This is a genomic window from Aquisalinus luteolus (assembly GCF_009712425.2).
Classification (GTDB): domain Bacteria; phylum Pseudomonadota; class Alphaproteobacteria; order Caulobacterales; family Parvularculaceae; genus Aquisalinus; species Aquisalinus luteolus.
In genome coordinates, this window is record NZ_VCJR02000003.1 from 288,538 (window position 1) to 311,374 (window position 22,837).

Below are 22,837 nucleotides of genomic sequence, written 5' to 3' on the forward strand. Positions count from 1 at the left end.
TGCGGTGCACAAAAGATGGTTAATACAACCGCAGGAAAGGCGCACACAATGCCAGTAATGACGCTTCCCTATCCTCCGAAAGATGAAAGCCTGCGGCGCGGTGGTGTCCTCACAGAGCGTTATATGACGTGGGAGCGAGCCTGCCAGCCGACCGCCCGGCAATGTCAGTACACGCCCGGCGCGGTGGATATCGTCGTCACACTGAACGAGGCTAATGGCAGCACGGCAGGCAGGGGTGATGCGGTGGGACTGTTGCTGGAGGATTTGGGCCTTATCGACAGCGTCAAGTCCATCCGCTCCCTGAAGGTCGAAACCGGCCCTGTCTGCGGGTGTCTCGTCGAGGTGCGGCAGGCGGTGGAGGGTGCGGCGTGAGCTGGGGTCAAGAGGAAACGGACGAGATTTGCAGGCTATGGAACGCTGGCGAGAGTGCTGGCCAGATCGCCATGAAGCTCAAGGGTAAAAGCCGCAATGCCGTCATCGGCAAGTTGGTGCGCCTGTATGCGGCTGATGATGAGCGTATCATACGGCCCATTGGTGGGGCAGGGAGGGGCCATGGCGCACCGTCCGGTCCGAAGACCGTAGAGGCACAAAAGAGGCAAGACCAAAACGACCTCTACCTCATGCAGTGCCGGAAACAGACCTACCCGGACATGCCGTACAAATATCACGAGATCGAACAGCAGACAGGTATGCGCAACGCGTCGGCCCGGCTGGCGGCAATCATGAACGATTACCAGCGGAGCGAGAAGTCATGAACAGACACCAGAAAGCCGCCTATATCGTTGCCCTGACGGCTCATCTGTGCGGAATCACAGTGCGCCAGTTGCGGGGTAGGGGAAGAGCCTCTCGTTTGGTCGCCGCCCGGCGCTGTGCGGCGCTGGCTCTTCGTGCGCACCCTGAGAAATATACGCTTCATCAGATAGGGCACTACCTCAACAGAGACCATACGAGCGTCATAAACCTGATTGATGAGGCCGAGGGCGCAGCCCGTGACATGGGCCAGCGCGGCGCATTCACTCGCGAAGCTCTTTTACGCTGCTTTGGCATCAGGCAAGACGGCTGTCGCATTACTGTGGATGTGGTTGCAGATCGTTGGAACGCTAGAGACACCGACGCGGCAATATCCCGTCGGTTTGGGCTGTCAAGCAACACAATCAAAAACATGCGGCTTCAGATTGCCGGAGACCCCCGGATCGTCAGGAAGCCATACGAAGGCATGTACGAGGTGCGCACATGACCTGCCGACACTGCACATGCGCTTCATGCGCTGCCCGTAATACCCTTGAGGACCGTATCATCCGTGAATGGAACAATGGCTATGGCTATGACCGTGCCGCCAGCAATCTTGGCCTGAACAAGTACACCGTCCGCCGGGTCATTCGTGAGCTGGTCGAGGCCGGTGACGAGCGGCTGGCACGACAACCAGGTAAGCGCCTGAAGCCGGGCAAGTATGTGGGGGCGGTATGAGCGATTACGACCCAGCCGACGATTCCAAGAAATGCTATGACGTGGCCATATCAGCGCTTCGCCAAGAGGGCATTGCCAACGGCACTATCACGCCATGGAAACGCAAGGAAGTGATCGGCGATTGTACGCTTTATCTTGGCGACTGTCTGGAGATCATGCCGGTGCTAGATCTGGTGGACCACGTGATTTCAGATCCGCCTTATGAAGCGAGCCTGCATGCCAGTAAGAACTCTCTGTCCGGACGGGTCCGGACAGACAAAGGCCCCGATCTGAAGGGGCTGAACTTCGCTCCCATTGACGATACTCGCGGGACAGTAGTGCGGCTAGTTGCCGAGACATGCCAAGGCTGGGCAATGTTCTTCTGCACCGTTGAGGGCGTTGCTCGGTGGGCGGATGTTATAAATCCTTCCCGTCTAAAATACAAACGTGCCTGCATCTGGATTAAACCAGACTCCACCCCTCAGCTTAACGGGCAGGGGCCTGCACAGGGGGCAGAGTGCATCGTCACGGCATGGGCTGGATCGGGTCATGCCCGCTGGAATGCGGGCGGAAAGCGCGGTGTTTATACCCATTGCGTCAACGGTCCTAAGCGGCACGGAGCACACCCGACCGAAAAGCCTGTCTCCCTTATGGCAGAACTGCTGAGGGACTTCACCAATCCCGGCCAGACGATCCTGGACCCCTTCATGGGTAGCGGCACAACCGGTGTTGCTTGCGTCAAGATGGGACGCAAGTTCACCGGCATAGAACTGGACCCGGATTATTTCGAGATCGCCTGCGAGCGCATCCGTGAGGCATACCGCCAGCCAGACATGTTTGTTAAGCCAGCTCCTAAGGCCGTGCAGGAGGGCTTTCTGTAATGGCTGAAATGCCTTGGTTTCGTTTTTTCCCATCAGACTGGCTTGCCGGTACGCGCGGCATGAGTGCGTCTGAAACTGGCATCTACATAACGCTTGTAGCCACCATGTACGAGCGCTGCGAGCCGGTGCCGGAAGACCATGCCCGGCTTGCGCGGCTCTGTGGTGCCACGAAAGCAGCCTTTGTGAAAACGCTTAATATCCTGATCGATGAAGGCAAGATCATCCGCGTGGATACAGGGCTATGGAACGAAAGAGCCGCAAAAGAGATCGGAATTCGCGAAGAAAAATCAGAAGTGGGAAGGAGTGCAGCACAGGCGCGTTGGGGTGGAAAGGTCAATAAAAACAATGATAGCAGCAATGCAAACGCAATGCGTATGGAAAGCGAACGCAATGCTAACCAGAAGCCAGATATAGATATTCCTAAAGGAATATCTTGTCAGGCCGAGCCTGACGCGCCTGCCGACGATTGGCCGGACCGAATGTGGAAGACCTATCCCGCACGGCCAAATCCCGGATCAAAAAAACAGGCGGTGGCGAAGTTGGGTAAAATCCCCAAACGCGACCGGCCAGCCGTCGAAGAGGCTATCCGCAGCCTAATCGAATACCATCGCGGCGGCGATCCGCAGTACATCCCAATGATGACCACATGGCTCAACGGCAAGCGTTGGGAAACACCGATAGACCTCGACCAAGCAAGGCAGCACAATGGACAAGCTAACCGTAAACCCGCAGGCCATCCCCGCGACGCAGACGAGCGACGGGCGCAACTCGCAGAACTCACAAGGCCATACCTCACCGGCCACGGCTAAGGCTGTGACGGTGGCGGTGGATATGATCTTTGCCCGGTGCACCATCGCTGATGGCTTCACGCTGGAGAGCTATCACGCAAGCCTGATGGAGATTTTCGCGGGCTATTCACCCGACGCCGTCAAGTGGTGCACTGAGCGATTCCTGCAATCGCCCGGCAGCGGTTATCCGGTTTCGCCACAAGGCATCGCTGCGTGGATTGACCGCTGGAAAGCCAATGATCCGACCAAGACCGCACGGCTTTACGATCGTGCCGCAGAGGATCGGAGGCAGGATCAGAAACTCATCGGCATGCGCAGGGAAAGCCCGGAGGAGCGCAGACAGATCGCCGCCGACCTGCGCAAGAAGTTTGGACGCCAACGCCCTGACGAGAAGGGATGGACCCCACCAATGACGGTCGAGATCAAGGGTAGGCATCCCGGCGCGTGCCAGACCCCTGCAGAGCTTCGCAGGCGCATTGCAAAGTGCTGCCCCGAATTATCCGAGCAGGGAGCAAATGCTCTTATCCGAGAACAGTTCAACCCAATGATTGGAGAGTGAGATATGGACTACGTTGAATTCATGAGAGCGCTTGCATGGAGCGGATGGGGCCTTGCGTCGTTCACGTTCGGGCTGATGTTCGCGCTTCTTTTCGCCATGGCCTGCAAGGGGTTGGTAAAGGCAATTCTGTTTGGCGATCCGATCGATATCGCTGTGGACAAAAAACTTCGCAAAATCGCCAAGGAGGACACCCCCGAATGACCAACCAACCGGGCAGGGAAGGGCAGAAGGCAATCCTCATTGCTGAAATGCTCCACCAAGGCCGAGCAATGCTCTTGGCCGAGGATCACGACACGCCGTCTGACGAAGAGATTGTCTGGCGGCTGTTGCAGGAAGCAGCAGAGACGCAACGGGCAATCCGGGGCGTCGGCCCTCGATACCAGAACAAGCACGGCGTCGATTACTTTCACTCGCCTGCCGAGATATTTGGCACTGAGGTGGAAATGTCTGCCGACAACATCCAGTACCCGCCCCAGATCATCCGGGTTGCCTCAAAGCAGGCTCTAGATCGCTACATGGAGGTGATGACCTGGTTCACCTACATCCACACAGGCCGGAACGAGCGCCGCTCCCGCAAGGCCATGCTTGCGCTTGCAAACGGGTGCACTCTGCAGAGGGTTGCAGACATGTGCGGGTACGGATCGAGGGCGGGCGTGAAGAACATGAAAGATCGTGCGCTTACCGAAATAGCCCAGCGTTTGCGCCGGATGATGTTAGCAAAAAAGATTGCGGCCTAGGGTGACATAGCTAACGGAAACGGGGTATAAGGATTGTACGCTGCGGGCTAGCCTTGCAGCGCCGCAAAGTACCCGGCCCGCGCGGGAGTAAGCAGCGGTTGTCAGTATAGACCTGACCTATGCCCGCCCCCAGCCAGCGTGTTATAAGATCAATGGCTGATGGAGATTATGGCTGGGATCGCATTAGCGAGTGATGCGGGTGAGAGTCCCAAAACTAGCCTTTCCATTCAGGTTCCGGTCCGACCGGAACAGGTGCAAGTCCTGAGATGGCCCGACCAGAATTGGCGGGTGCCCCTTTCCGCAAGGGGATTAAACGGGAAATGCAGCCCGGCCCGCCAGTTACCCGATGCTTTCCGGGCAATGAAAGACGAGACGGGGCGTCCGGGGAGCCGTCTATAAGCTAAAAGCCGGAGCCAATACCAACACCAGCCATGGAGGGCTGAGATGAGCCGCTGGCAAGCAGAAATCACCTACCGGTCAGACAACGGCCCGATCAACGGTGTTATTCATCACCTCGAAGAGCTTGAAGACCTGCAAGACATCATCGAGCGCGGCCCGCATTGGGATGCTTTGATCGACATCAGGATCACCCGCATTGGCGCTGATGAAAAGATGACTGTCGAGTCCGCAGCTCTGGCATAGCCACCTGCATTACAGAGTTCGAAGCTGGTATGTCTTACATAACCTACAAGTATCGAATTAAGGACGCGACATCGGGCAAGTGGCTTGATCGCCATGCAACAGCCTGCAATCAAGTGTGGAACTTTTGTTGCAACACACAAAGACAAGCCGAGCTTAGGCGGTACGGAGACAGGGGCCACTTTTGGCCGTCTGCTTTTGACCTGATCAACCTTACTGCTGGCAGTGGTAAAATGCTCGGTCTGCATTCCGACACCGTGAGCGCATTGTGCAGACGGTTTGAGCAGAACCGAGACACGCAGGAGCGTTCGCCGCAGTTCCGCAAAAGCTTTGGGCCTCGCCGGTCTTTGGGTTGGGTCCCAATCACCAAAAGAGCCCTGAAAATTTGCGGCGATGAGGTCGTTTATCTGAAGCGAAGGTTTAAACTTTGGCGTTCCCGAGACATTTCCGGTGAGTTTAAAGCGGGCTCTTTTACCCAGGACGCGAGAGGCAGATGGTATGTGTCTCTTGTCTGTAAAGTTGAGGACGGATTGGCCAGAAAAGACGGCTGCGTCGGCATTGACCTTGGTCTAAGGAACTTAGCAATAACAAGCGACGCGGAAAAGATATCGGCCCCGAGGCTGTTCCGTCGCTATGAGCGCAAGCTTGGCGACGCGCAACGGGCCGGGAACAAGAGGCGGGCGAGGGCTATTCATGCTAAAATCGCGAATGCCCGGCGAGATTACCTACACAAAGAATCTACCCGCTTAGCGGATAACTATTCTTTTATTGCTGTCGGCGACGTTAAGGCTGCACAGCTCGCAAGAACCAGGATGGCTAAGTCCATAATGGATGCGGGATGGGCGCTGTTTCGGGATATGTTGCGGTATAAGGCTGCCAGAAGGCGGGCCGTATATGTTGATGTCGATGAGCGGTATACTTCCCAAATGTGCTCGGGCTGTGGGGTTGTTCCCGACAGTAGTCCGAAAGGTATGGGCGCACTTGGAATGAGGCGCTGGGATTGTTGTGAGTGTGGTGCGTCACATGATCGTGACGTAAACGCCGCCAAGAACATCCTTCGCGCCGGGCTGGAGTGCCAGCCTCCTGCTGAGGAAATCCTCGCCGCATAGCGGCTTGGAAGGCATTAAAACAGAGCCGGGGTTTTATGCTCCGGTTGTTATGAGATCCTCAATTCCAATCCCCCGTCAGTGTGAGGCGTCGCCACAGGTTCCTCTCTCACCTACCGCAAAGCGCTCGCCCGCTGACGGGGTACATCATTCAGGAGGCTATGAGCCATGATCCGTGAGTTTTACTTCTAGCCATGACCGGTAAGCAAGAAGCGCCGGTATCCCGGGATGACATTAAGCCCATGCCAACGCCGCAGCGAGGCTTGACCATGCTTGAGGCGTTCATAGGGCTGGGCATGGCTTACCGCGACGCGGGCGCTCAGATGCTCGCAGGGCAAGCAGCACGATATCGCCATGACCGATAAGTCCAAAGGCGGTAGGCCGAGGCCGACTGGCGTGATCCTGCAGCATGAGGACCATTTCGAGCCTTGTCGAGAGCTTGCCGATTGGGCGCGTGAGACGTTTATCGAACCCGGCGGCACGCTGGAAAACGAAGACCACGAGCACCTGCAGCACGCTTCGATAGGCTTCCTCTGGACTAACGTCGCCAACGCCAAGAAGGGCAGGCGCATTGTCGGGCAGGCGGAACCCGGAAAGCCCATGGGCATGGGCGGCAAGTGGGGCAAGGCCAGACAGGAATACCAGGTCACGCAGTGGTTCGGGGAAGTACCTGATTTCATCATCACGCTGGATGCCAATTACGCCAGCCAGTGCAGCGATGCTGAGTTCTGCGCTCTCGTAGAGCATGAGCTTTATCACTGCGCTCAGGAGAAGGATGAATTCGGCGCTCCGAGGTTCAATCAGCAAACCGGGCTGCCTGTCTTCGGTATGAGGGGGCACGACATCGAGGAATTCATCGGAGTGGTCCGCAGATACGGAGCCGAGGCAACCCACATTCAAGAACTCATTCAAGCAGCAAAGGAAGGCCCGACCATAGCGCCGGCGAACATTGCCCAGTCATGCGGCACATGTCTCGCGAGGGCGGCTTAGCCTTTTAGGGCCTTGTAGTTAGGCAAATGGCGAACAGACGGCTATCAGGAGAAGTTAAGGCCTTTATCGTCGCGGCCTTGGCGCGGTTTGACACGCCGACAGAGGTGGCGACGCAAGTGAAAGATACTTTCGGCATCGAAATATCTTTGCAATCTGTCAACTCCCACGACCCGACAAAAGCGGCTGGCAAGGAATTGGCCCAGAAATGGCGCAAGTTGTTCGAGGAAGAGCGTAAGCGGTTCCGCGAGGATGTGTCGGCCATTCCCATCGCCAACAAGTCCTACCGCCTCTCCACCCTCGAACGGATGGCCCGCAAGGCCGAAAAGATGGGCAACATGGCGCTGACGGCCCAGCTGCACGAGCAAGCGGCGAAGGAATGTGGCGATGCGTACACGAACCGGCAAAAGATAGATCATGGCGGCAGCATCGAGCATCGCGGCCTCGCGGACTTCTACGCAGGACGCGACCCTAAATCCGGTTCTTAGGGAGTTCTGGGAGTTACCCGCGCGGGAGCGCGTCCTGTACGGTGGGCGTTCATCGTCAAAGTCATGGGATGCGGCTGGCTTTGCCATATTTCTGGCTTCGAATTACCGGGTTAAGTTTCTCTGCGTAAGGCAGTTTCAGAATCGGATCGAAGAGAGCGTCTACACGCTTTTGAAGATCCAGATTGAGCGCTTTGGGCTTGATCGCGAATTTGCCATCCTGAAGAACAAAATCGTTCACAAGAGGACCGGCAGCGAATTTATCTTCTACGGCCTGTGGAGACATATCACAGAGATCAAGTCTACGGAGGGTGTGGATGTTTGCTGGATCGAAGAGGCGCACAACCTCACGAAAGAGCAATGGGACATTCTGGAGCCGACGCTTAGAAGCGAGGCCAGCCAATTCTGGATCATATTCAACCCGAAACTGGTAACCGATTTCGTCTACCGCAAGTTCGTGACTGGCGGGCCGCAGGGCAAGATCAGGGGCAAGATAACGGGCGAGGTTGGCGGGACCATCCGCCGCAAGATCAATTACGACGAGAATCCGTTCTTGTCTCGCACAATCCTCAGGGTCATCGCCCGCAAGAAGGAAGAGGACGAGGAGGACTATAGCCACATATACCTTGGTGAACCTGTCGAAGATGATGATGCGGTCATCGTCAAGCGTTCGCATATCAAGGCGGCTATCGATGCGCATATCAAGCTCGGCATTCAGCCTAGCGGCCGAAAGCGGATCGGCTTCGATATAGCCGATAGCGGCGTGGACAAGAACGCTATCGTCCGCACGCACGGTATTGTTGCGCTGCAGGTTGATGAGTGGAAGGGCAAAGAAGATGAGTTGCTCAAATCTGCCACGAGGGTTCACAGCTTGGCTGTCGAGCATGGTGCCGAGATTGATTACGACTGCATCGGCGTCGGGGCTTTCGCCGGCTCTCACTTTGCCTCTTTAAACGAGCGGCCAGGCACGAAAGTCGCCTATCACAAATTCAATGCGGCTGGCGAGGTAATCGACAAAGAAAGGCCGGTAAACCCGGACGATCCGAAGTCACCGATCAACGGGGATTATTACGCGAACCGCAAGGCGCAGGCTTGGTGGGAGGTTGCGGCCCGGTTTCGAAACACATTTAACGCCGTCGAGAAGGGGCAGAGCTTCCCGGAAGACGAATTAATCAGTATATCGAGCGATTGCGACCATATTGACCAGCTCATAGACGAGCTGGCGACACCGCGCCGCGATTTCGACAACAGGGGCAAGGTGAAAGTGGAAAGCAAGAAAGACCTTGAGAAGCGCGACATTGCGTCTCCGAACAAAGCTGATGCGTTTATCGCTGCCTATGCGAAACGCGCTGAAGGTGTCGCCGCCGCCATGTTCCTCAGGAAGAAACACCGCGCATGAGTAAAGTATCGATGATTGCTAATGCCGTGCAGCGGTCATTGGGCACAATGTTCCCCGGCTATTTCTCTGGCACGACCAAGCGGAACCATTACGCCGACTTTGGCTACCCCGAGGCGATCAGCTTCGACATGTTCTGGCAGATGTACCAGCGCACGGGGTACGGCAAGGCCGCCGTTGAACGCTATGTCGGCAAGACGTGGGAGGACCTGCCCAGTCTTCAGACTGACGAAAAAACGCGGGAGATGAACAAGGTTGAGCAGGCCCTGTTTGACCGGTTCCGTGATCTGAGAGCATGGCCGAAGATCGTAGAGGCCGACCGCCGCTCGCTGGTTGGCAAGTACAGCGCCATCATCCTGAGGCTGGCGGATGGTCAGGGCATGGACAAGCCCGTCGGGCGGGTGAACGGTCTGGACGGCCTTATCGAGATTATCCCGGCTTGGGAGGGTCAGCTTACCATCTCTGACTGGTATAGCGACATCAATGACGAAAACTACGGCAAGCCAAAGATGTTCCAGTTCAATGAACAGGGCGTCGGCTCCGACAACAAGCAGAAGGTCCGCAATTTCAACGTACACCCGGACAGGGTGATCGTCTGGTCAAACGACGGCACCGTGCATGCTGACAACTTTCTGTCGGCAGGGTTCAATGACCTTATCAGCATAGAGAAGATCATTGGCGCTGGCGGTGAGGGTTTCTGGAAGAACGCCAAGGCTGGCCTGTTCCTGGAGATCGACAAGGAAGCCAATATCGAGGCCATGGCGAAGGCCATGCAGGTAAGCCCGGGCGAGCTTGCTGAGGCCATGGATGATCAGGTTAATGACTTCCAGACAGGTATTGACGCTTACCTGTTGATGCAAGGCATGACTGCGAAGAACCAGCAAATAACGCTGCCAAGCCCGGAGCACTTCATTCTGGCACCGGTGCAGTCCTTTGCCGCTTCCGTTTCGATGCCAACCAAGATCCTGACGGGCATGCAGAGCGGGGAGCGCGCTTCCAGCGAAGATCAGGAAGACTGGGAAAAGACAATCAGTTCCCGGAGAGACCGCGAGACGGTCCCCAACATTATGGAGCTGGTCAACAGGCTCGTTCAGTTCCGTGTCCTGCCTGAGGAAGACTGGTCGATTGATTGGCCGGAGCTTGGGGAAGCCAGCCCCGCAGAGAAAATCGCCCGCGCCGACAAGATGGCAGACATCAACGTCAAGCACATGAACGCAGGTGGCGCAGCCCCGGTCTTTGACGGCAATGAGGTTCGCGAAGCGGCGGGCTATGAGCCGGTTGAGGGTGTGGACGACATTGAAGACGACACCGACACAGGCCCGCCAGACAGCGAGGAAGACGATGATCAATAAACGCCAATTCATCTGCAACGAGGCCAGCGCCCCGGTGCGGGTCAATATCACGACGAAAGTAAACCTTGCCTCCATCCGGCAAGAAAAACGCAATGGCCGCGATGTAATCATCGTGCCCAGCGCTACGCTTCCGGATGACGTGATCATGAACGGAATCAAGTATCCCGCTGCCGAGATCGAGAAGTCTTATCGCACCCTCGACAAGACGCCCGCGCCATTTGGTCATCCGAAGGTCAACGGCCTGTTTGTGTCGGCTAAGGACCCTGAGGGCCTTAATGTTTCTTGGATCGGTGCCTGGAACGAGAACGTGCGACGCGAGAATGGCCGCGTGTTCCTCGACAAGATCATTGACGTACAGAAGGCCAAGCAATCGCCTGAGGGCCAGCAGGTCTTGAACGCCATCGAGCAAAAGCAGCCGATCCACACATCAACCGGCCTGCTGTGCAACCTGACTGGACCCGATGGCGACGATCACGAGTACACCGCAACGGATATCCTGTTCGACCATGACGCCATCCTCTTGAATGAGGATGGGGCCGCCACGCCGGAACAGGGGGTTGGTATTTTCGTCAATTCCAAAGGCGAAAGCGAAGAAACGAAGGTTATCAACTCTGCTTTTGACCGGGCAGACGACGAAATGGACTGGGCTATTGATAGCCTGGCCCGAGCGCTTGAAAAGCGCGACCGTGCTCCGATGCTGGAGCGAATGAAGTCCGCCATCCTGTCCGCATTCAGCGGCACCGAGCGGGAAACCTCAGCAAACAGAAAGGAAGCTGAAATGGCTGTTACAGAAGAACAGTTCAAGACCCTTTCCGATAAGGTGGATACCCTCTCGGAAAGCCTCACCCCTGAAAAACTTGGCGAGGCCATCGGCAACGCGCTCAAGCCGATCACCGACAAGCTGGAAGCTGTCGAGAACGCACAAAAGGCGAAAGACGATGCCGAACTGAAAGAGCTTCAGGACAAGATCGTCAAGGCCAATCTGATGAAGGAAGACGCTGCCAAGGAGCTGACGCTCAATGCGGCCCGCGCTCTTGCCGAAACCATCAAGCCGCAGAAAGCCGCTGCCGTGAATGGTGCTTTCCAGCGCCCGAATGACGGCCCGGCCTTCGTGCTGCCGAAAGCCGAAAAGGAGGCTTAACACATGGCACGTTACAACAAGATTTTCCTTGGCCCGGTCGAAGAGACCAAGCCGCAAGTCCGTGAGCTGAATGCTTCCGTCGCCCTGAAACCGGGTCGGCTGGTTGTGATCAGTTCCGGCGAATGGGCGCTTGCTGCCGCAACGACCGTTGGCAAGGTCTGGCTCGTACAGGACAATTATCTCGCTATGAAGGGCGTTGATGATGACTGGACGCAGGACACGACCGCCATCGGCATCGAGATGCAGGATGACCAGCTCTATGCAGCTCGCATCGCCAATGGCGTCAACATCACCGCCATTGGTACCGCCCTCACGCCGGGTGCTAACGGCACGCTCGCCATTGCATCCACAGAAGACCTCATCGTTGCCTACTCTGAAGAGGTCTACAACAACAACTCCGGTAGCGAACAACTGCTCAAGGTCCGTCCTGCAGGCAGCCAATCCTATCTGAGCGCAGCCGCATAAGGAGGAATTCACATGCGATATTTTGACGAACAACTTGTCGCCAATTCGCGTCCTCACGCGGCTTGGTGGGGCGAAGTAACGGCGAACCGCGAATGGTTCCACCAGAAGGAAGACGACATGGCAACGGTGGCTAACGCTGCCTCTGTCTTGCCGCGCGATGCCTGGCTGGATCTGGACGGTATCACCCGCCGCGTAATGCGCAATGACGAAGGTCAGGCGTACATGCAGGACCTGATGCCTCTGGCAAAGGCTGTGAACATCGGCAAGCTGGTTCACCTCAACCGCGTGTCTTCGGATGCCGGTTCGGTGCAGCGCTCCATGTCTGGTCAGGTTCCGAACACCCTCGATAAGGTCGAGTACACCTATCGCGGGACGCCGGTTCCGATCTTCTCCAGCGGCTATGGCCGTGAATGGCGCGAGTGGAACACGCTTTCGTCTGAGAACTTCGACGCCCTTGCCGACGATCAGGAAGCGATCACGGCGAAGATTCGTCGCGACATGGCGCAGTATGCGCTTGACGGCGATTCATCGCTCAACTTCCAGGGCTATGCCGCTGCCGGTATCCGCACCAACGCCCTGTCCAAGGTCATCAACCTTGGCACTGCGAACTCTGGTGCCAATATCGACCTGACGGCCACAGCCACAACGTCGGACGCCATCGATGCATTCTTCACCAATACTCTTGGTGCGATGCTTGATGCCAACCACATCACCGGCGCGGTGAACGTCTATGTCTCGCCGGAGATTGGCCGCAACTTCGACCGCTCCTATTCCGGTTCTGCCGGTAACAAGGAAGGCAAGCTGTGGGAGTATCTGGAAAGCAACCGCCGCATCAACAAGATCGCGGTTTCCTATGAGCTGACGGGTAACGAGATGTTCGGCTTCGTGCCGAGTGCCGAGTATATCCGCCCGCTGATCGGTATGGCGACCAACACGACCGCGATGACCCGTCTCAACCCGACCGATAATTACCAGTTCCTGGTGATGGCGGCGATGGGCTTGGAAATTCGCGCTGATTACAACGGCAAAACCGGCGTGTTCTACACGACCGATATTGACGAGTAATCCATGAGGCCCCGCTTTAACCGGCGGGGCCGCTTCTATTCAGGAGACGATATGCAGATCGAAATTACCGCAGGCGGTATCTACCGCGCGACGAAAGAAGGCTCTGAGGAAATCCCTGTCGGCACTGTCATGACCGTCTCGAAAGAGCCGGTGCAATGGAAGGGTCGCTATCGCATCATCGGCAAAGGCGGCGACACCATGGTCGTCAATCCGGCCACTGACGGTGGCCGCGAAAAGGCAATCCGTGATGCGATCATGGGCCTGTCAGAAGACGACTTCACCGCACAGGGTAAGCCCGAGGTTGATGCGATCAACACGCTGATGCCGGAGAGCTCTGCCACGGTCACGGCCAAGGAGCGCGATGCGGTCTGGTCCAAGATGCAAGATGAGGCCGAATAGGTGAGCCTGATCGGCACGATCGCAGACTGGCGCACATGGGCCACGGCGCGGGGCGACAGCGCCCCCGCTGATGCGGATGATGCGGACGCTACAGCGGCCTTGCAACGCGCAACGGACTATATCCGCTATTACTACGTCTCCCGGTTCGTTTCGCCCTATACGGAAGCGTCGGACAATGTCGAGGAGGCGACCTATGTTGCGGCTGGTGTTGAACTGGCAACACCTGGGTTCTTCTCGAAGACCTACACAGAAGGCGAGCGCAAGGTTTTAACGGGCGTTGACAGCATCCGGTGGACCGTTGTCGAGCGTGGGTCAACGGCCCGCACCGGCACGCTGATGATGCCGACGCACAGCCTTATCGAGGCGATGCTGGGCAATTACCTGCCGAATGACAATGTGACCGCGCCTTATATCAAGCGCATTGGCGGTCGCCGTGACTCTTGATGTTGCGGCCATATCGGCAGATGTCAGGGCGGGTTTGCTAGAGGCGGGAGTTCCGCCTGAGCCGGGGGCCACACCTCTGCTGAAAAAAAAGCAAGTCACCGGTAGCGGCTATAATCCGACCGTGACCTATAGTGATGGTGACGATATTGTCATCGTGTTTAGCAAGTTCTCAGACAAGCGTATTGACGGGTCTAGTATCTTGGAAACCGACACCCGCATCCTCATGGATGCGACCGGTCCCGTGCCTGAGATAGGCGACAAGATATATATTTCAGATACGGAACAATACAACATCATCAACCCCAAGCCGATCCGGCCATCCGGGACGGCGGTGCTTTGGGAATTGCAGTGTAGGAAATGACACCATCCGAACGCGAGCGCCTTGCAGAGCTGCTTGATATTCATGACCGGCGCATTCGTGAGGCTTTCCTGCAGGCCATTGCCGAGACCAGCAACAGGGTCACGTTGGCCCGCGTTGTCGAGGCACTGGAGCGCGGGAATATCGAGGCTGCACTCGATGCGTTGCTGTTAGATAGCGCCAGCTTCGATCTGATCGCTGAGGCGGTAAGGCAGGCCTATATCGACGGCGGTCGCTTCGGTGCCTCGGTCCTGTCCGGTACGCGGGCGGGCTTTTCCGCCACCATCCTGTTCGATGTGCGCAACCCGGCTGCTGAGCGCTGGCTCTTGGAGAAGTCTTCCCGGCTGATACAGGCCATCGTTGAAGACCAGCGCCAAGGTGTAAGGGAGGCTCTGGCGGATGGCATGCGCCGGGGCGTCAATCCACGCTCTACTGCGCTGGATATCGTGGGTAGGGTGCAGAAGGGCCAGAATATCCGCTCAGGCGGCAAGCTGGGGCTTACGGCTCACCAGATGGGCTATGTGTCTCAGGCCCGCTCGCAGCTCTCCAGCGGCGATCCTGCGATGATGAAAGCCTATCTCAGGCGCAAGCTGCGGGATGGCAGGTATGATCGCACAGTGCTTAAGGCTATTCGAGACGGAAAGCCGCTCACCGGTGCGCAGATAGACGTTATCATCGGTCGGTATGCTGACCGGCTGCTCAAGCACCGTGGCGACACGATAGCCCGCACGGAGAGCCTGAGCGCCATGACGGCCTCACGGTACGAGGCAACGAGACAGGCTATACAGAGCGGCACCCTGCCAGCCTTTGCGGTCGAGATGGAGTGGAATGCCACGCCAGACGCAAGGGTCAGGGACAGCCATATCTACCTGCATCGGGACCGGGTTCGCTTCGGCGAGGCATTCCAGACGATCCATGGCAACAGGCTTCGCTATCCCGGCGATGCAGAGTTGGGCGCGACCGGCAAGGATCTGATCAACTGCCGCTGCCGTGGTGATGTTCGAGTTGACTGGATAGCGGTGGCGAAATGGAAGAAGGCGAGAGGGGGCTAAGCGGATTTTCTCATTTTGCGCATTGCCTTCATGTAGTTGTATACTCGCGCCTTGGCTGCCGCCTCGCCGATGCCGAGGGTTTCGGCTACTGCGGAAAAGGGCATCCCGGTACGGTACAATCCGTATGCCTCAATCTGTTTTTTAGTGGGGGACTGTTTTGCGGCGGTTGGTAAAATTCCGTCTCTGTCGAGAATCTTGTCTTCAATAAACTGATTAATTTCAGATTCGACCCAAGCGTTACGATTTGTGCTGATTTTTACAGGCATGGGGAACTTGCCCTGTTGAGAAAGGCGCCAAAGATGCACTCTGGAATATGGTATACCCCGCGCAATCAAATCTTCGTAGCTAAGCAGTTTCATATTGATCTCCCTTCATTGCGATAACATGCCATGCGCGGGGTGAAAAAACAATAACAAAAACAACAGCTTAAGTGTTGCCATAGAGCCTAACAAAGACCGCCAAAAGTAGGTAAAACAGCAACTTAGGTGGCAATTTACACCGCTAGGTTTGGAAAGAGTGTGGAAAAATATGGCCCAATCATTCACAGCCCAGATAGACGAGTGGGTCAAAGAGACAAGACTCCGGGCCGAGACGGTGACAAAGGTTGCTGCCGACAAGGTGTTTGCCGGAGTGACCACGCCAGTTGCTCAGGGCGGTCGCATGAGGGTCGATACCGGCTTTCTGAGGTCCTCTTTCGAGGTGACGCTCAACGTGCCGGTCGATGCTGTCAGGTACAAGCCTGAGGATGTTGACCGGTTCACCTTCGATCCGGGCGAGATCACGCTCTCCCTCGCCGGGTTCGAGCTTGGAGATACGATCTACGGTGTCTTCACCGCGAATTACGCCCGCTATCGGGAGTATGGCGCGAACGGTCAGCCTCCTGATGCTTTTGTCCGGACTGAGGTTCTTCAGTGGCAGGACTATGTGAATGAGGCCGTGAGGGAAGTTCGGGCGGCGGGCCTGTAATCTCGCTGCCCTCCTTGGTCAGTCCGTAGGCTGCGATAAGCGTCGTCAGATAGGACCGTGCCAGTTTCAAAGACGTATCAGCGCCTGTTGACAGCGCGGGTTCATCGCCCAGCGCAGAGCGGGCTTTTATCAGGCGCTCAAACGCTTCTCGCTTATTCAAGGGATCAGACATGGCGACAGGCCCCGAGGCAGTGATTGCCGATCTACTACTTGAGCATATGGACGGCCTGACAACAACCCCGGCGACGGACAAGGCGTGGGGCAATGTCGATCATAAGCGCGGCACCAAGGATTATCTTGAGGTCGCAATCCTGCCCGTGCGCAGCGAGGTTCCGGCTCTGGCCGGTGTCAGGCGTGCGCGGGGCATATTGCAGGTCACTGTGGCTGTGAAGCGCAACAGGGGCATCGTGAAGGCAATGGAGCTGGTCTCTCAGGTCTGTGACCATTGCCCTAGCGGTACGCTTCTCCAGTCTGGCGACATCTGCGTCCGTTTCAACAGCCAATCTTCTCCGACCGCCCCCCTGGTGGAGAGGGACGAAATCCGAATTCCGGTTTCCATTCCATATCAGTCACTCATTGAAGAAGGAGAGTAGACATGTCTCAAGATGGCGGCACTCAAGGCCGTAGGATTTATATCGCTGTCACCAGCTCTGGCGGGTCTACCCCTGACGAGGCTGCTGATGATCTGAATGAAAGCGAATTCGAGGCCCTTGACTGGGTCGAGATCAAGCACGCCGCGCCGGTCCCGTCCTTCGACGTGGAGCAGGCCATGGAGCAATTCGAGCCGGTCACTGGTCTTGCCGTCCCGTTCAAGGGTGTCGAGTCCATGACAGGCCGGGAATTGTCCTTCATCCGCCGCAAGGCCGATGCCGGGCAAATCGCTGTGCAGGCTGCTGGCGATACTGACCTGTATTACCCGTTCAAGCTGGTCTATCGCGATGCGGCGACGGGCGGGAACAACACAGTGAAATATTCCCGCGCACTTGTCCGGAAGGCCATGGAGGGCCAGAGCGAGGCCGGTGGCGCTGCCATCATCACCACGCAACTCGCCTTCGTTCAGTATCCGATCAAGACGGATGACGCCGCGTAATGGACCTTTCAGCGATTGAACCTAGCCCGTACTGGTACGAGGTGAAGAACCCGGCAACAGGCAAGCCTATCGGCCTGTCCCTGCTGATCTGCGATCCAACGGACCCTGATTATGAAGCGGTCGAGTCCGCTCATAACAAGGTCTTTACCTCAGCCGCCCGTGATGGCGTCGAGGTCAAGGAAGACGAGATCGAGGACATGACCCGGAGCAAGTTTGCTGCCCGGATCAAGGAGTTCAAATGGGGTAAGGGTGCCGATGGCAAGCCTGCCTCGTGGAACGGCAAGACGCCTGACTACTCCCACGCCACGGCCAAGGACATGCTGACCCGGGACTGGCTTTACCGCCAAGTCATGCAGGCTTGCTCCAAGGAGGCGCTTTTTTTTCAAGGGCAGAACACTGGCTCTGCCGAGAAATCAAAAGACACACAGCCTACAGAATAGCCGATCACACCGGCAAGACCGAGCGTGATCGAATGCGTGAGGCGGGGATGGCTGTTAGCGAGCCGACCCCGCCACGCGGCGCTGAATATCTCTGGAACGCCTTCCTCGCCCTATCTGAGGCAAGGCGATACGACCAAGGCGATCCTCAACCCCTGAGCCTTCTGGAAATCAAGGCATGGACCGAGCTTTATGCCCGGCCCCTGTCCCCCCGTGAAATCGAGATCATCCAGATAATGGATGGCGTGTTCCGCAACACCTTTGCCCGCGTCATGCGGACCAATGAGAAGCGCAGAGAGTATCTGCAAGGAAAGTAATGGCTGATCTGGCAACACTTGGCATCGGCATTGACAGTTCCGGCGCGCTTAAGGGCGCAAAGGATCTGGACAAGCTCAGTGCGTCGGCGAAGAAAGCCGAGGTGTCCACGGATGGATTGGAGCGGTCCTTTACCGGGGCCACAGCCAAGGCACAGGCCAGTGCTGCGGCGAACATGTCTGTCAACAAGTCGGCTCGACAGATGGCCACGGCGTTCGATGTGAGCACCGCTGCAACCGACGCCAACAGCCGGGCGATGATGGCGAATGTCGCCTCTGCCCGCCGCGCATCACAGATGCAGCGCCAGCTTTCCTACCAGTTGATCGATATCGGGCAGGCTATCCCGCTTGCCTTTCAAAGCCCTCTGTACGCGATGCAGAACTTCGGCTTTCAGACTGCCCAAATCGGTCAGCTCTATATGGGGCAGGGCGGGTTCAATCAGGCGATCAAGGACGCCTCCCGTCAGGTCGGTGGCTTCGTCACGCGCATGGGGCCTATGGTCGCTGTGGGCGGCGCTGTGGCGGCGGTATTCGCTGGACTGACGCATGAGATCAACCGCACCTCGAAAGAGACGGTCGGCATGGGCGATGTGTTCCAAGCCACGATGCAAAGCGCTGGCTCTGCCATCTATCAATACCTGGAGCCGGGGATTTCCGCAATTGCACCATGGGTGCAGCAGGCATGGGACTTGGTCGTTCGCGCAACGGGCATGGCTGTGAATATGAGCGTCCGCCAGTTCCTTTACATGGTGGAGACTGCCAAGACAGCCTTCAAGGCCGGTGCTGTGGTTGTCGGGTCTACGGTAGAGGCTATCACGAACAGCTTTGCCGAGCCAATCCAAGGCCTGATCGACGGAACGGCCAAGGGTATCAATGCCCTTCTTGCCGCTCTCGACGTGGTGAACCAAGCCTATGGCCGCGCCCCACTGAATATCCGTGTCAATCCTATCGAGCTGACAACGACGGATGGTGCGACGCTGGGCAATCTCCGCGAAACCATCGCCAAGGAGCTGATGGGCGTTGGGGTGGACTTCAATGAAGCGGTCCAACGTATCGAAAACACCGACTATGCAGGCGCGATCTATCGGGACATTTCCGCCCGTGCGCAGGCCATTGCCAAGGCCCGTCGGGATGCCGAGGAAGTGGCGGCGAATGACAACGGCCCGATCAAGGGCGAGTCCGGCATCGCCTATCAGCTTACGCAGGAATTGAATGCGGCACTTGAGGCTGAAAGAGCATATTTAGCGCAGCGCAGCCAGTTCGAGACACCAGCCGAGCGGGCGCGTCGAGAATGGGCCGAGCGAATGGCGGTTCTGGAGCAGGCCCGCGCTCAGGACATTGTTAATCTGACGGAATACCGAGAGCAAGAGCGCCGGATTAATCAGGCGTTCCATGAAGCTCAAGTGGCCGCGAACATGTCTATGGTAAGCAGTACACGGCAGAGTTTTTCTACGATGCTTGGCATCATGCAGCAATTTGGCGGTGCTAAGTCTGGCCTTTATAAAGCTCTGTTCGCCATTGATCAGGCTTATGCAATCGCTCAGGCTAGTGTCGCCATGGGGCAAAACATGGCCCAAGCCTCGAAGATAGGTTTCCCGCAGAACATACCTTTCATTGCGGCGGCAGCGGCACAAGGCGCAAGTATCATTGCTTCCATTCAAGCTGCAGCCATGACAATGAAGGGCGGCAGCGGCATCCAAGGTTATGCGACAGGCGGCGTTATCCCCGGTGGTGAACAAATCATCCGTGTCAACGAGCGCGGCACCGAGTCTGTACTCAATGCTGGCGCAACAAGCCGCCTTGGCAAGGATAATATCGACCGCCTCAACCGTGGCGGGTCAATGATGGGCAATGGCCGGAGCGAGAAGATCAGCATTCAGCTTGACTTGTCGGAAGACCTGCGAGGGCGCGTCGTTGAGACAGAATCGGCGGTAGTGGAGATCAACAACTCCCAACGCCAGACACAGTCCGCCGTCAAGGAGATGGGTTATGCCATGCGCAGCCAGCGAAGGAAGTCGGCATGACGGCCCCGTCCTCTGCTGTACAGGCAGCCATGCGGGCCGATGGCGGTCGCAGGCACACCTTCGCGCAGTTCTACATCGATGAAGGCACGGTCTATCTCTGGGATGGCGACGGCACCATTGATTATGACGAAAACACCTATGTCGGGACAGGCTCTCTCGGGACGGTAGAGTTCAACGAGACCAAGATTTCCGAAATGTCCGGTGCCTTCACCATGCTCCTGTCAGGCACCTTCGTCGGTGACGATGGCGGCGAGCTGACGGACGGGCTGCAAACGGCCCTGACGAAGACACTTACCGGCACGGCGCTCCAAGGACGCAAGGTTACTGTCTTCATGGCCGTGACCGATCTTGAGGGCACTCAGGTTCTCTATGATCCGTACCAGAGCGTAACGGGCATCATGGATGTGATCGATGCGCCTGACAACGAGATGGGCGCTCCCTCGTTGCGCATCTCCGTTGAAGACCGGGCCTATCTGGAAACGCTGGTCACGCCTCGCAAGTATTGCCTCGCCGATCACCAGCGCATGAACCCCGGCTCAACGTGGATGAAACAGACCGCTGTTCTTGATGCGCAGGATATCAACTGGGGCAAGTCTGCGTGAGGCTGGTTGGCTGGGAAGAAAGGCTTGCCGCCGTCATCGATGGGGCGAGGCGAAAGGATTTTGTCTGGAGTGCGCATGATTGCTGCACCTTCCCCGCTGACTGCGTCGCGGCCCTGACCGGCACCGATCCGATGGCGGATATTCGCGGCACGTATGAAACAGCGCGGCAAGCGCTGGAATTGATCAATCAAGAGGGCGGGATTGCCGATATGGTGTCTGCCCGCATGCCATGGGCGCATCAGGTATCATCCCTGAAGGCGCATCGCGGCGATATCGTTCACCTGGAACAGCAGGGATTGGATGCCAGGCTCGCCGTTGTCTACGGCACGGGCTGTATTGCCCCTGAGCCGCACGGCCTTGCGTTCCTGCCTCTACCGAAAGGCGCTGTTGCGTGGCACGTACCCTTCGCATCCTAGCGGCCTGCTTCGCCTTGTTCTGGGGCGGGACAACGCAGGCGCATGCCGAGCCGGTAAGCACATTCTTTATCGCGGTTGGCTCTGCTGTAACCTTTGGCGCGGCCTCAGGGGCAACAGCGGCATGGATTGGGGCATTGACCGTTGGCGCAGTGGTCGGGGGTCTTGCCCTCACCATGATGATTACCCGGCCCGCTATCGGACAACAGGGCCAGACTGTCCCGTCTGTTGGTGCGGACGAGCCTATCGGACATGTTATCGGAGAGACGATTGTTCCCGGTCACGCGGTCCATCGTCATTCAAGCGGTGACGACAACGAATGGTTCTTCGAGAGCCGTGCGTTATGCATGGGGCCTATCGAGGAAATCGTTGAGATCAGGATCAATGACTACGCTCTGACTTTCAGCTCAATGACGAATTCTGAAGATGGCTTTGCGCCAAGCGAGCTGAGCGAGGCCACGCTCAAGGCCAATGGCCTGCCGAAAGACCTGTCCGAGGCCATATTTTTTACGGTCGGCCTAGGCGGCACGTCTGAGCCGGTCGATCCGATGCTGCTTGAATGGGGTAACGGTGACGCCAACTCTCGGCACCAGCCCTTCGCCTACATCAATTTCCGGGTAAACTTCGAGAAGTTTGAAGGCCGGATGCCGAAGATTACCGTAAAGCTCAAGGGCGAGAAGGTCTATGACCCGCGTGAAGTCTCCCACGACGAAGACGACGCCTCGACGTGGGAATGGTCGGACAACACAGCCCTGATCCGGGCATGGTATGTGCGCCAGCCATGGACCTTTGCGGCCTATGCGGAGGAAGTGGATTACGACACTGTAACCGCTGCGGCCAACATTGACGATGAGTTGGTTCTGAAGCAGAACGGCGTCACCTATGAAAAGCGCTATCGCTGTGGCGGACTGCTCAAGGAAAGCGATGATCGCAATTCCGCTCTCGCAGAGCTGACCAATGCCTGTGGCGGCTGGTATGTAGAGCCGAAGCCGACCGGCAAATGGCAGTTCTTCTCCGGGGCCTACATGTCTCCGGTCATGGATATCACGGGTGATGATGACGTTCACGACATCGGGTCGGGCGATTACTCACCGGCAAGCCGGGGTGCAAGGAACCGTTACACGAGGATATTCGGGTCATTCCAGGACCCTGCCGCGTCATACAAGGCGAATGGCTATCCCGACGTTCTGATCACGCAGGCTCTCGCAAGGGAGCATAAGGGTTTTGCCGATTGGCTCGCGGCCAACCCCTCCGCGACGCAGTCACAAATCAGGACGCAGGCGGAGAGCTATCGCGATCTGTCCCTGTCATTGGACTTCACCTTTATCCAGTCTCCGGACCAAGCCCAGCGCGTGGCCCATATCCGGGGCATGGAAGCCTATTACCAAAAACAGTGGAAGGGCGAGCTTGGCGGTATCGGTCTCGTTGTCCCCGCCGGGCAAAATGTGAGGCTTACGGATATTCGTTACTCTATCGAGGATTTACCAATGCGTGTGGATCTTGTCCGCCATGAAGACCAAAGCACGATAGTCACCCTGAGCGAGACAAACTCCGCGATCTACGCCGGGCCGACAATCCGGGAGAGCACCGCACCAGTCCGTCCCGTTCTTCCCCGTCCGGGCAATCCTGACTATCGCGACACGCCGGATGGCGGTGGCACCCTGACGTTGGATGAAGCGGTATGAGCAAAG

General features: G+C 57.3%; 32 protein-coding genes. 31 read left to right on the forward strand and 1 reads right to left on the reverse strand.

Features of this window, described 5'->3' with window-relative positions:
• Positions 1-48: 48 nt before the first annotated feature.
• From FF098_RS14715 to FF098_RS14820, 22 genes are all read left to right on the forward strand, one after another.
• Positions 49-372, forward strand: coding sequence for a hypothetical protein (locus FF098_RS14715; protein WP_155141922.1), 324 nt, complete (start codon positions 49-51; stop codon positions 370-372).
• Positions 369-755, forward strand: coding sequence for a GcrA family cell cycle regulator (locus tag FF098_RS14720; RefSeq protein WP_166426566.1), 387 nt, complete (start codon positions 369-371; stop codon positions 753-755). The genes FF098_RS14715 and FF098_RS14720 overlap by 4 nt, the downstream gene beginning before the upstream one ends.
• Positions 752-1,237 (forward strand): helix-turn-helix domain-containing protein, encoded by a 486-nt coding sequence (locus tag FF098_RS14725; protein ID WP_155141926.1) that lies wholly within the window; start codon positions 752-754, stop codon positions 1,235-1,237. The genes FF098_RS14720 and FF098_RS14725 overlap by 4 nt, the downstream gene beginning before the upstream one ends.
• Positions 1,234-1,467: a helix-turn-helix domain-containing protein gene (locus FF098_RS14730; protein ID WP_155141928.1), complete on the forward strand. Its 234-nt coding sequence runs from the start codon at positions 1,234-1,236 to the stop codon at positions 1,465-1,467. The genes FF098_RS14725 and FF098_RS14730 overlap by 4 nt, the downstream gene beginning before the upstream one ends.
• Positions 1,464-2,327 carry a DNA-methyltransferase gene (locus tag FF098_RS14735; protein WP_166426567.1) on the forward strand — a complete coding sequence of 288 codons (864 nt, stop codon included), beginning with the start codon at positions 1,464-1,466 and terminating at the stop codon, positions 2,325-2,327. The genes FF098_RS14730 and FF098_RS14735 overlap by 4 nt, the downstream gene beginning before the upstream one ends.
• Positions 2,327-3,136 (forward strand): YdaU family protein, encoded by an 810-nt coding sequence (locus tag FF098_RS14740; RefSeq protein WP_155141930.1) that lies wholly within the window; start codon positions 2,327-2,329, stop codon positions 3,134-3,136. The genes FF098_RS14735 and FF098_RS14740 overlap by 1 nt, the downstream gene beginning before the upstream one ends.
• A 22-nt stretch (positions 3,137-3,158) precedes the next feature.
• Positions 3,159-3,674 carry a hypothetical protein gene (locus tag FF098_RS14745; RefSeq protein ID WP_155141933.1) on the forward strand — a complete coding sequence of 172 codons (516 nt, stop codon included), beginning with the start codon at positions 3,159-3,161 and terminating at the stop codon, positions 3,672-3,674.
• A gap of 3 nt (positions 3,675-3,677) precedes the next feature.
• Positions 3,678-3,875, forward strand: coding sequence for a hypothetical protein (locus FF098_RS14750; RefSeq protein ID WP_155141935.1), 198 nt, complete (start codon positions 3,678-3,680; stop codon positions 3,873-3,875).
• Complete coding sequence (locus tag FF098_RS14755; RefSeq protein WP_155141937.1) at positions 3,872-4,411, forward strand: hypothetical protein; 540 nt, start codon at positions 3,872-3,874, stop codon at positions 4,409-4,411. The genes FF098_RS14750 and FF098_RS14755 overlap by 4 nt, the downstream gene beginning before the upstream one ends.
• Before the next feature lie 444 nt (positions 4,412-4,855).
• Entirely contained in the window at positions 4,856-5,053 is a 198-nt protein-coding gene (locus FF098_RS14760; protein WP_155141939.1) for a hypothetical protein, read from the forward strand.
• 29 nt (positions 5,054-5,082) lie between these two features.
• Positions 5,083-6,159 (forward strand): RNA-guided endonuclease InsQ/TnpB family protein, encoded by a 1,077-nt coding sequence (locus FF098_RS17750; protein WP_155141943.1) that lies wholly within the window; start codon positions 5,083-5,085, stop codon positions 6,157-6,159.
• A 351-nt stretch (positions 6,160-6,510) separates the two neighbouring features.
• Positions 6,511-7,146: a putative metallopeptidase gene (locus FF098_RS14770; protein WP_188544132.1), complete on the forward strand. Its 636-nt coding sequence runs from the start codon at positions 6,511-6,513 to the stop codon at positions 7,144-7,146.
• A 26-nt stretch (positions 7,147-7,172) separates the two neighbouring features.
• Positions 7,173-7,631: a DUF2280 domain-containing protein gene (locus FF098_RS14775; RefSeq protein WP_155141945.1), complete on the forward strand. Its 459-nt coding sequence runs from the start codon at positions 7,173-7,175 to the stop codon at positions 7,629-7,631.
• Positions 7,561-9,027, forward strand: coding sequence for a PBSX family phage terminase large subunit (locus tag FF098_RS14780; RefSeq protein WP_155141946.1), 1,467 nt, complete (start codon positions 7,561-7,563; stop codon positions 9,025-9,027). Before FF098_RS14775 ends, FF098_RS14780 begins: the two co-directional genes overlap by 71 nt.
• Complete coding sequence (locus FF098_RS14785; protein WP_155141949.1) at positions 9,024-10,376, forward strand: anti-CBASS protein Acb1 family protein; 1,353 nt, start codon at positions 9,024-9,026, stop codon at positions 10,374-10,376. The genes FF098_RS14780 and FF098_RS14785 overlap by 4 nt, the downstream gene beginning before the upstream one ends.
• A complete protein-coding gene (locus FF098_RS14790; protein WP_155141951.1) occupies positions 10,366-11,517 on the forward strand; it encodes a hypothetical protein in 1,152 nt (383 codons plus the stop codon). Before FF098_RS14785 ends, FF098_RS14790 begins: the two co-directional genes overlap by 11 nt.
• Before the next feature lie 3 nt (positions 11,518-11,520).
• The gene (locus FF098_RS14795) at positions 11,521-11,982 is read left to right on the forward strand and encodes a hypothetical protein (RefSeq protein WP_155141953.1); all 462 of its coding nucleotides are present in this window, start codon (positions 11,521-11,523) and stop codon (positions 11,980-11,982) included.
• A gap of 12 nt (positions 11,983-11,994) precedes the next feature.
• Positions 11,995-13,047 (forward strand): major capsid protein, encoded by a 1,053-nt coding sequence (locus tag FF098_RS14800; RefSeq protein ID WP_155141955.1) that lies wholly within the window; start codon positions 11,995-11,997, stop codon positions 13,045-13,047.
• A gap of 51 nt (positions 13,048-13,098) precedes the next feature.
• Positions 13,099-13,446 (forward strand): hypothetical protein, encoded by a 348-nt coding sequence (locus tag FF098_RS14805; RefSeq protein WP_155141957.1) that lies wholly within the window; start codon positions 13,099-13,101, stop codon positions 13,444-13,446.
• Positions 13,447-13,890 carry a hypothetical protein gene (locus FF098_RS14810; RefSeq protein WP_155141959.1) on the forward strand — a complete coding sequence of 148 codons (444 nt, stop codon included), beginning with the start codon at positions 13,447-13,449 and terminating at the stop codon, positions 13,888-13,890.
• Positions 13,880-14,251, forward strand: a complete 372-nt coding sequence (locus tag FF098_RS14815) for a hypothetical protein (protein WP_155141961.1) — start codon at positions 13,880-13,882, stop codon at positions 14,249-14,251. Before FF098_RS14810 ends, FF098_RS14815 begins: the two co-directional genes overlap by 11 nt.
• Positions 14,248-15,300, forward strand: a complete 1,053-nt coding sequence (locus FF098_RS14820) for a phage minor head protein (protein WP_155141963.1) — start codon at positions 14,248-14,250, stop codon at positions 15,298-15,300. The genes FF098_RS14815 and FF098_RS14820 overlap by 4 nt, the downstream gene beginning before the upstream one ends.
• Here FF098_RS14820 and FF098_RS14825 read toward each other — a convergent pair.
• A complete protein-coding gene (locus FF098_RS14825; protein WP_155141965.1) occupies positions 15,297-15,659 on the reverse strand; it encodes a helix-turn-helix transcriptional regulator in 363 nt (120 codons plus the stop codon). The two genes, FF098_RS14820 and FF098_RS14825, sit on opposite strands and share 4 nt — an antisense overlap.
• A gap of 169 nt (positions 15,660-15,828) precedes the next feature.
• Between FF098_RS14825 and FF098_RS14830 the strand changes: the two genes are divergently transcribed.
• The 9 genes from FF098_RS14830 to FF098_RS14870 all read left to right on the forward strand — a co-directional run bounded on the left by FF098_RS14830 (position 15,829) and on the right by FF098_RS14870 (position 22,831).
• Complete coding sequence (locus FF098_RS14830; RefSeq protein WP_155141967.1) at positions 15,829-16,266, forward strand: HK97 gp10 family phage protein; 438 nt, start codon at positions 15,829-15,831, stop codon at positions 16,264-16,266.
• Between the two features lie 170 nt (positions 16,267-16,436).
• Positions 16,437-16,859, forward strand: a complete 423-nt coding sequence (locus FF098_RS14835; RefSeq protein ID WP_155141969.1) for a phage tail terminator-like protein — start codon at positions 16,437-16,439, stop codon at positions 16,857-16,859.
• Between the two features lie 2 nt (positions 16,860-16,861).
• Positions 16,862-17,356: a hypothetical protein gene (locus FF098_RS14840; RefSeq protein ID WP_155141971.1), complete on the forward strand. Its 495-nt coding sequence runs from the start codon at positions 16,862-16,864 to the stop codon at positions 17,354-17,356.
• Positions 17,356-17,796: a hypothetical protein gene (locus tag FF098_RS14845; protein ID WP_155141973.1), complete on the forward strand. Its 441-nt coding sequence runs from the start codon at positions 17,356-17,358 to the stop codon at positions 17,794-17,796. The genes FF098_RS14840 and FF098_RS14845 overlap by 1 nt, the downstream gene beginning before the upstream one ends.
• A 47-nt stretch (positions 17,797-17,843) precedes the next feature.
• A complete protein-coding gene (locus FF098_RS14850) occupies positions 17,844-18,110 on the forward strand; it encodes a phage tail assembly chaperone (protein ID WP_155141975.1) in 267 nt (88 codons plus the stop codon).
• Positions 18,110-20,131 (forward strand): hypothetical protein, encoded by a 2,022-nt coding sequence (locus FF098_RS14855; RefSeq protein WP_155141978.1) that lies wholly within the window; start codon positions 18,110-18,112, stop codon positions 20,129-20,131. The genes FF098_RS14850 and FF098_RS14855 overlap by 1 nt, the downstream gene beginning before the upstream one ends.
• On the forward strand, positions 20,128-20,733 hold the full coding sequence (locus tag FF098_RS14860; protein WP_155141980.1) for a hypothetical protein: 606 nt from the start codon (positions 20,128-20,130) through the stop codon (positions 20,731-20,733). The genes FF098_RS14855 and FF098_RS14860 overlap by 4 nt, the downstream gene beginning before the upstream one ends.
• Positions 20,730-21,149, forward strand: a complete 420-nt coding sequence (locus FF098_RS14865; RefSeq protein WP_155141982.1) for a DUF6950 family protein — start codon at positions 20,730-20,732, stop codon at positions 21,147-21,149. The genes FF098_RS14860 and FF098_RS14865 overlap by 4 nt, the downstream gene beginning before the upstream one ends.
• Positions 21,125-22,831, forward strand: a complete 1,707-nt coding sequence (locus tag FF098_RS14870; RefSeq protein ID WP_155141984.1) for a phage tail protein — start codon at positions 21,125-21,127, stop codon at positions 22,829-22,831. Before FF098_RS14865 ends, FF098_RS14870 begins: the two co-directional genes overlap by 25 nt.
• Positions 22,832-22,837: the final 6 nt, after the last annotated feature.

Coding starts and splice junctions, on each gene's coding strand:
- FF098_RS14775 (WP_155141945.1), top strand. CDS start 7,173: ATGGCGAACAGACGGCTATCAGGAGAAGTTAAGGCCTTTATCGTCGCG.
- FF098_RS14715 (WP_155141922.1), top strand. CDS start 49: ATGCCAGTAATGACGCTTCCCTATCCTCCGAAAGATGAAAGCCTGCGG.
- FF098_RS14860 (WP_155141980.1), top strand. CDS start 20,128: ATGACGGCCCCGTCCTCTGCTGTACAGGCAGCCATGCGGGCCGATGGC.
- FF098_RS14830 (WP_155141967.1), top strand. CDS start 15,829: ATGGCCCAATCATTCACAGCCCAGATAGACGAGTGGGTCAAAGAGACA.
- FF098_RS14755 (WP_155141937.1), top strand. CDS start 3,872: ATGACCAACCAACCGGGCAGGGAAGGGCAGAAGGCAATCCTCATTGCT.
- FF098_RS14730 (WP_155141928.1), top strand. CDS start 1,234: ATGACCTGCCGACACTGCACATGCGCTTCATGCGCTGCCCGTAATACC.
- FF098_RS14825 (WP_155141965.1), bottom strand. CDS start 15,659: ATGAAACTGCTTAGCTACGAAGATTTGATTGCGCGGGGTATACCATAT.
- FF098_RS14845 (WP_155141973.1), top strand. CDS start 17,356: ATGGACCTTTCAGCGATTGAACCTAGCCCGTACTGGTACGAGGTGAAG.
- FF098_RS14760 (WP_155141939.1), top strand. CDS start 4,856: ATGAGCCGCTGGCAAGCAGAAATCACCTACCGGTCAGACAACGGCCCG.
- FF098_RS14780 (WP_155141946.1), top strand. CDS start 7,561: ATGGCGGCAGCATCGAGCATCGCGGCCTCGCGGACTTCTACGCAGGAC.
- FF098_RS14770 (WP_188544132.1), top strand. CDS start 6,511: ATGACCGATAAGTCCAAAGGCGGTAGGCCGAGGCCGACTGGCGTGATC.
- FF098_RS14840 (WP_155141971.1), top strand. CDS start 16,862: ATGTCTCAAGATGGCGGCACTCAAGGCCGTAGGATTTATATCGCTGTC.
- FF098_RS14795 (WP_155141953.1), top strand. CDS start 11,521: ATGGCACGTTACAACAAGATTTTCCTTGGCCCGGTCGAAGAGACCAAG.
- FF098_RS14855 (WP_155141978.1), top strand. CDS start 18,110: ATGGCTGATCTGGCAACACTTGGCATCGGCATTGACAGTTCCGGCGCG.
- FF098_RS14790 (WP_155141951.1), top strand. CDS start 10,366: ATGATCAATAAACGCCAATTCATCTGCAACGAGGCCAGCGCCCCGGTG.
- FF098_RS14785 (WP_155141949.1), top strand. CDS start 9,024: ATGAGTAAAGTATCGATGATTGCTAATGCCGTGCAGCGGTCATTGGGC.
- FF098_RS14800 (WP_155141955.1), top strand. CDS start 11,995: ATGCGATATTTTGACGAACAACTTGTCGCCAATTCGCGTCCTCACGCG.
- FF098_RS14805 (WP_155141957.1), top strand. CDS start 13,099: ATGCAGATCGAAATTACCGCAGGCGGTATCTACCGCGCGACGAAAGAA.
- FF098_RS14745 (WP_155141933.1), top strand. CDS start 3,159: ATGATCTTTGCCCGGTGCACCATCGCTGATGGCTTCACGCTGGAGAGC.
- FF098_RS14735 (WP_166426567.1), top strand. CDS start 1,464: ATGAGCGATTACGACCCAGCCGACGATTCCAAGAAATGCTATGACGTG.
- FF098_RS14750 (WP_155141935.1), top strand. CDS start 3,678: ATGGACTACGTTGAATTCATGAGAGCGCTTGCATGGAGCGGATGGGGC.
- FF098_RS14850 (WP_155141975.1), top strand. CDS start 17,844: ATGGCTGTTAGCGAGCCGACCCCGCCACGCGGCGCTGAATATCTCTGG.
- FF098_RS14820 (WP_155141963.1), top strand. CDS start 14,248: ATGACACCATCCGAACGCGAGCGCCTTGCAGAGCTGCTTGATATTCAT.
- FF098_RS14725 (WP_155141926.1), top strand. CDS start 752: ATGAACAGACACCAGAAAGCCGCCTATATCGTTGCCCTGACGGCTCAT.
- FF098_RS14740 (WP_155141930.1), top strand. CDS start 2,327: ATGGCTGAAATGCCTTGGTTTCGTTTTTTCCCATCAGACTGGCTTGCC.
- FF098_RS17750 (WP_155141943.1), top strand. CDS start 5,083: ATGTCTTACATAACCTACAAGTATCGAATTAAGGACGCGACATCGGGC.
- FF098_RS14835 (WP_155141969.1), top strand. CDS start 16,437: ATGGCGACAGGCCCCGAGGCAGTGATTGCCGATCTACTACTTGAGCAT.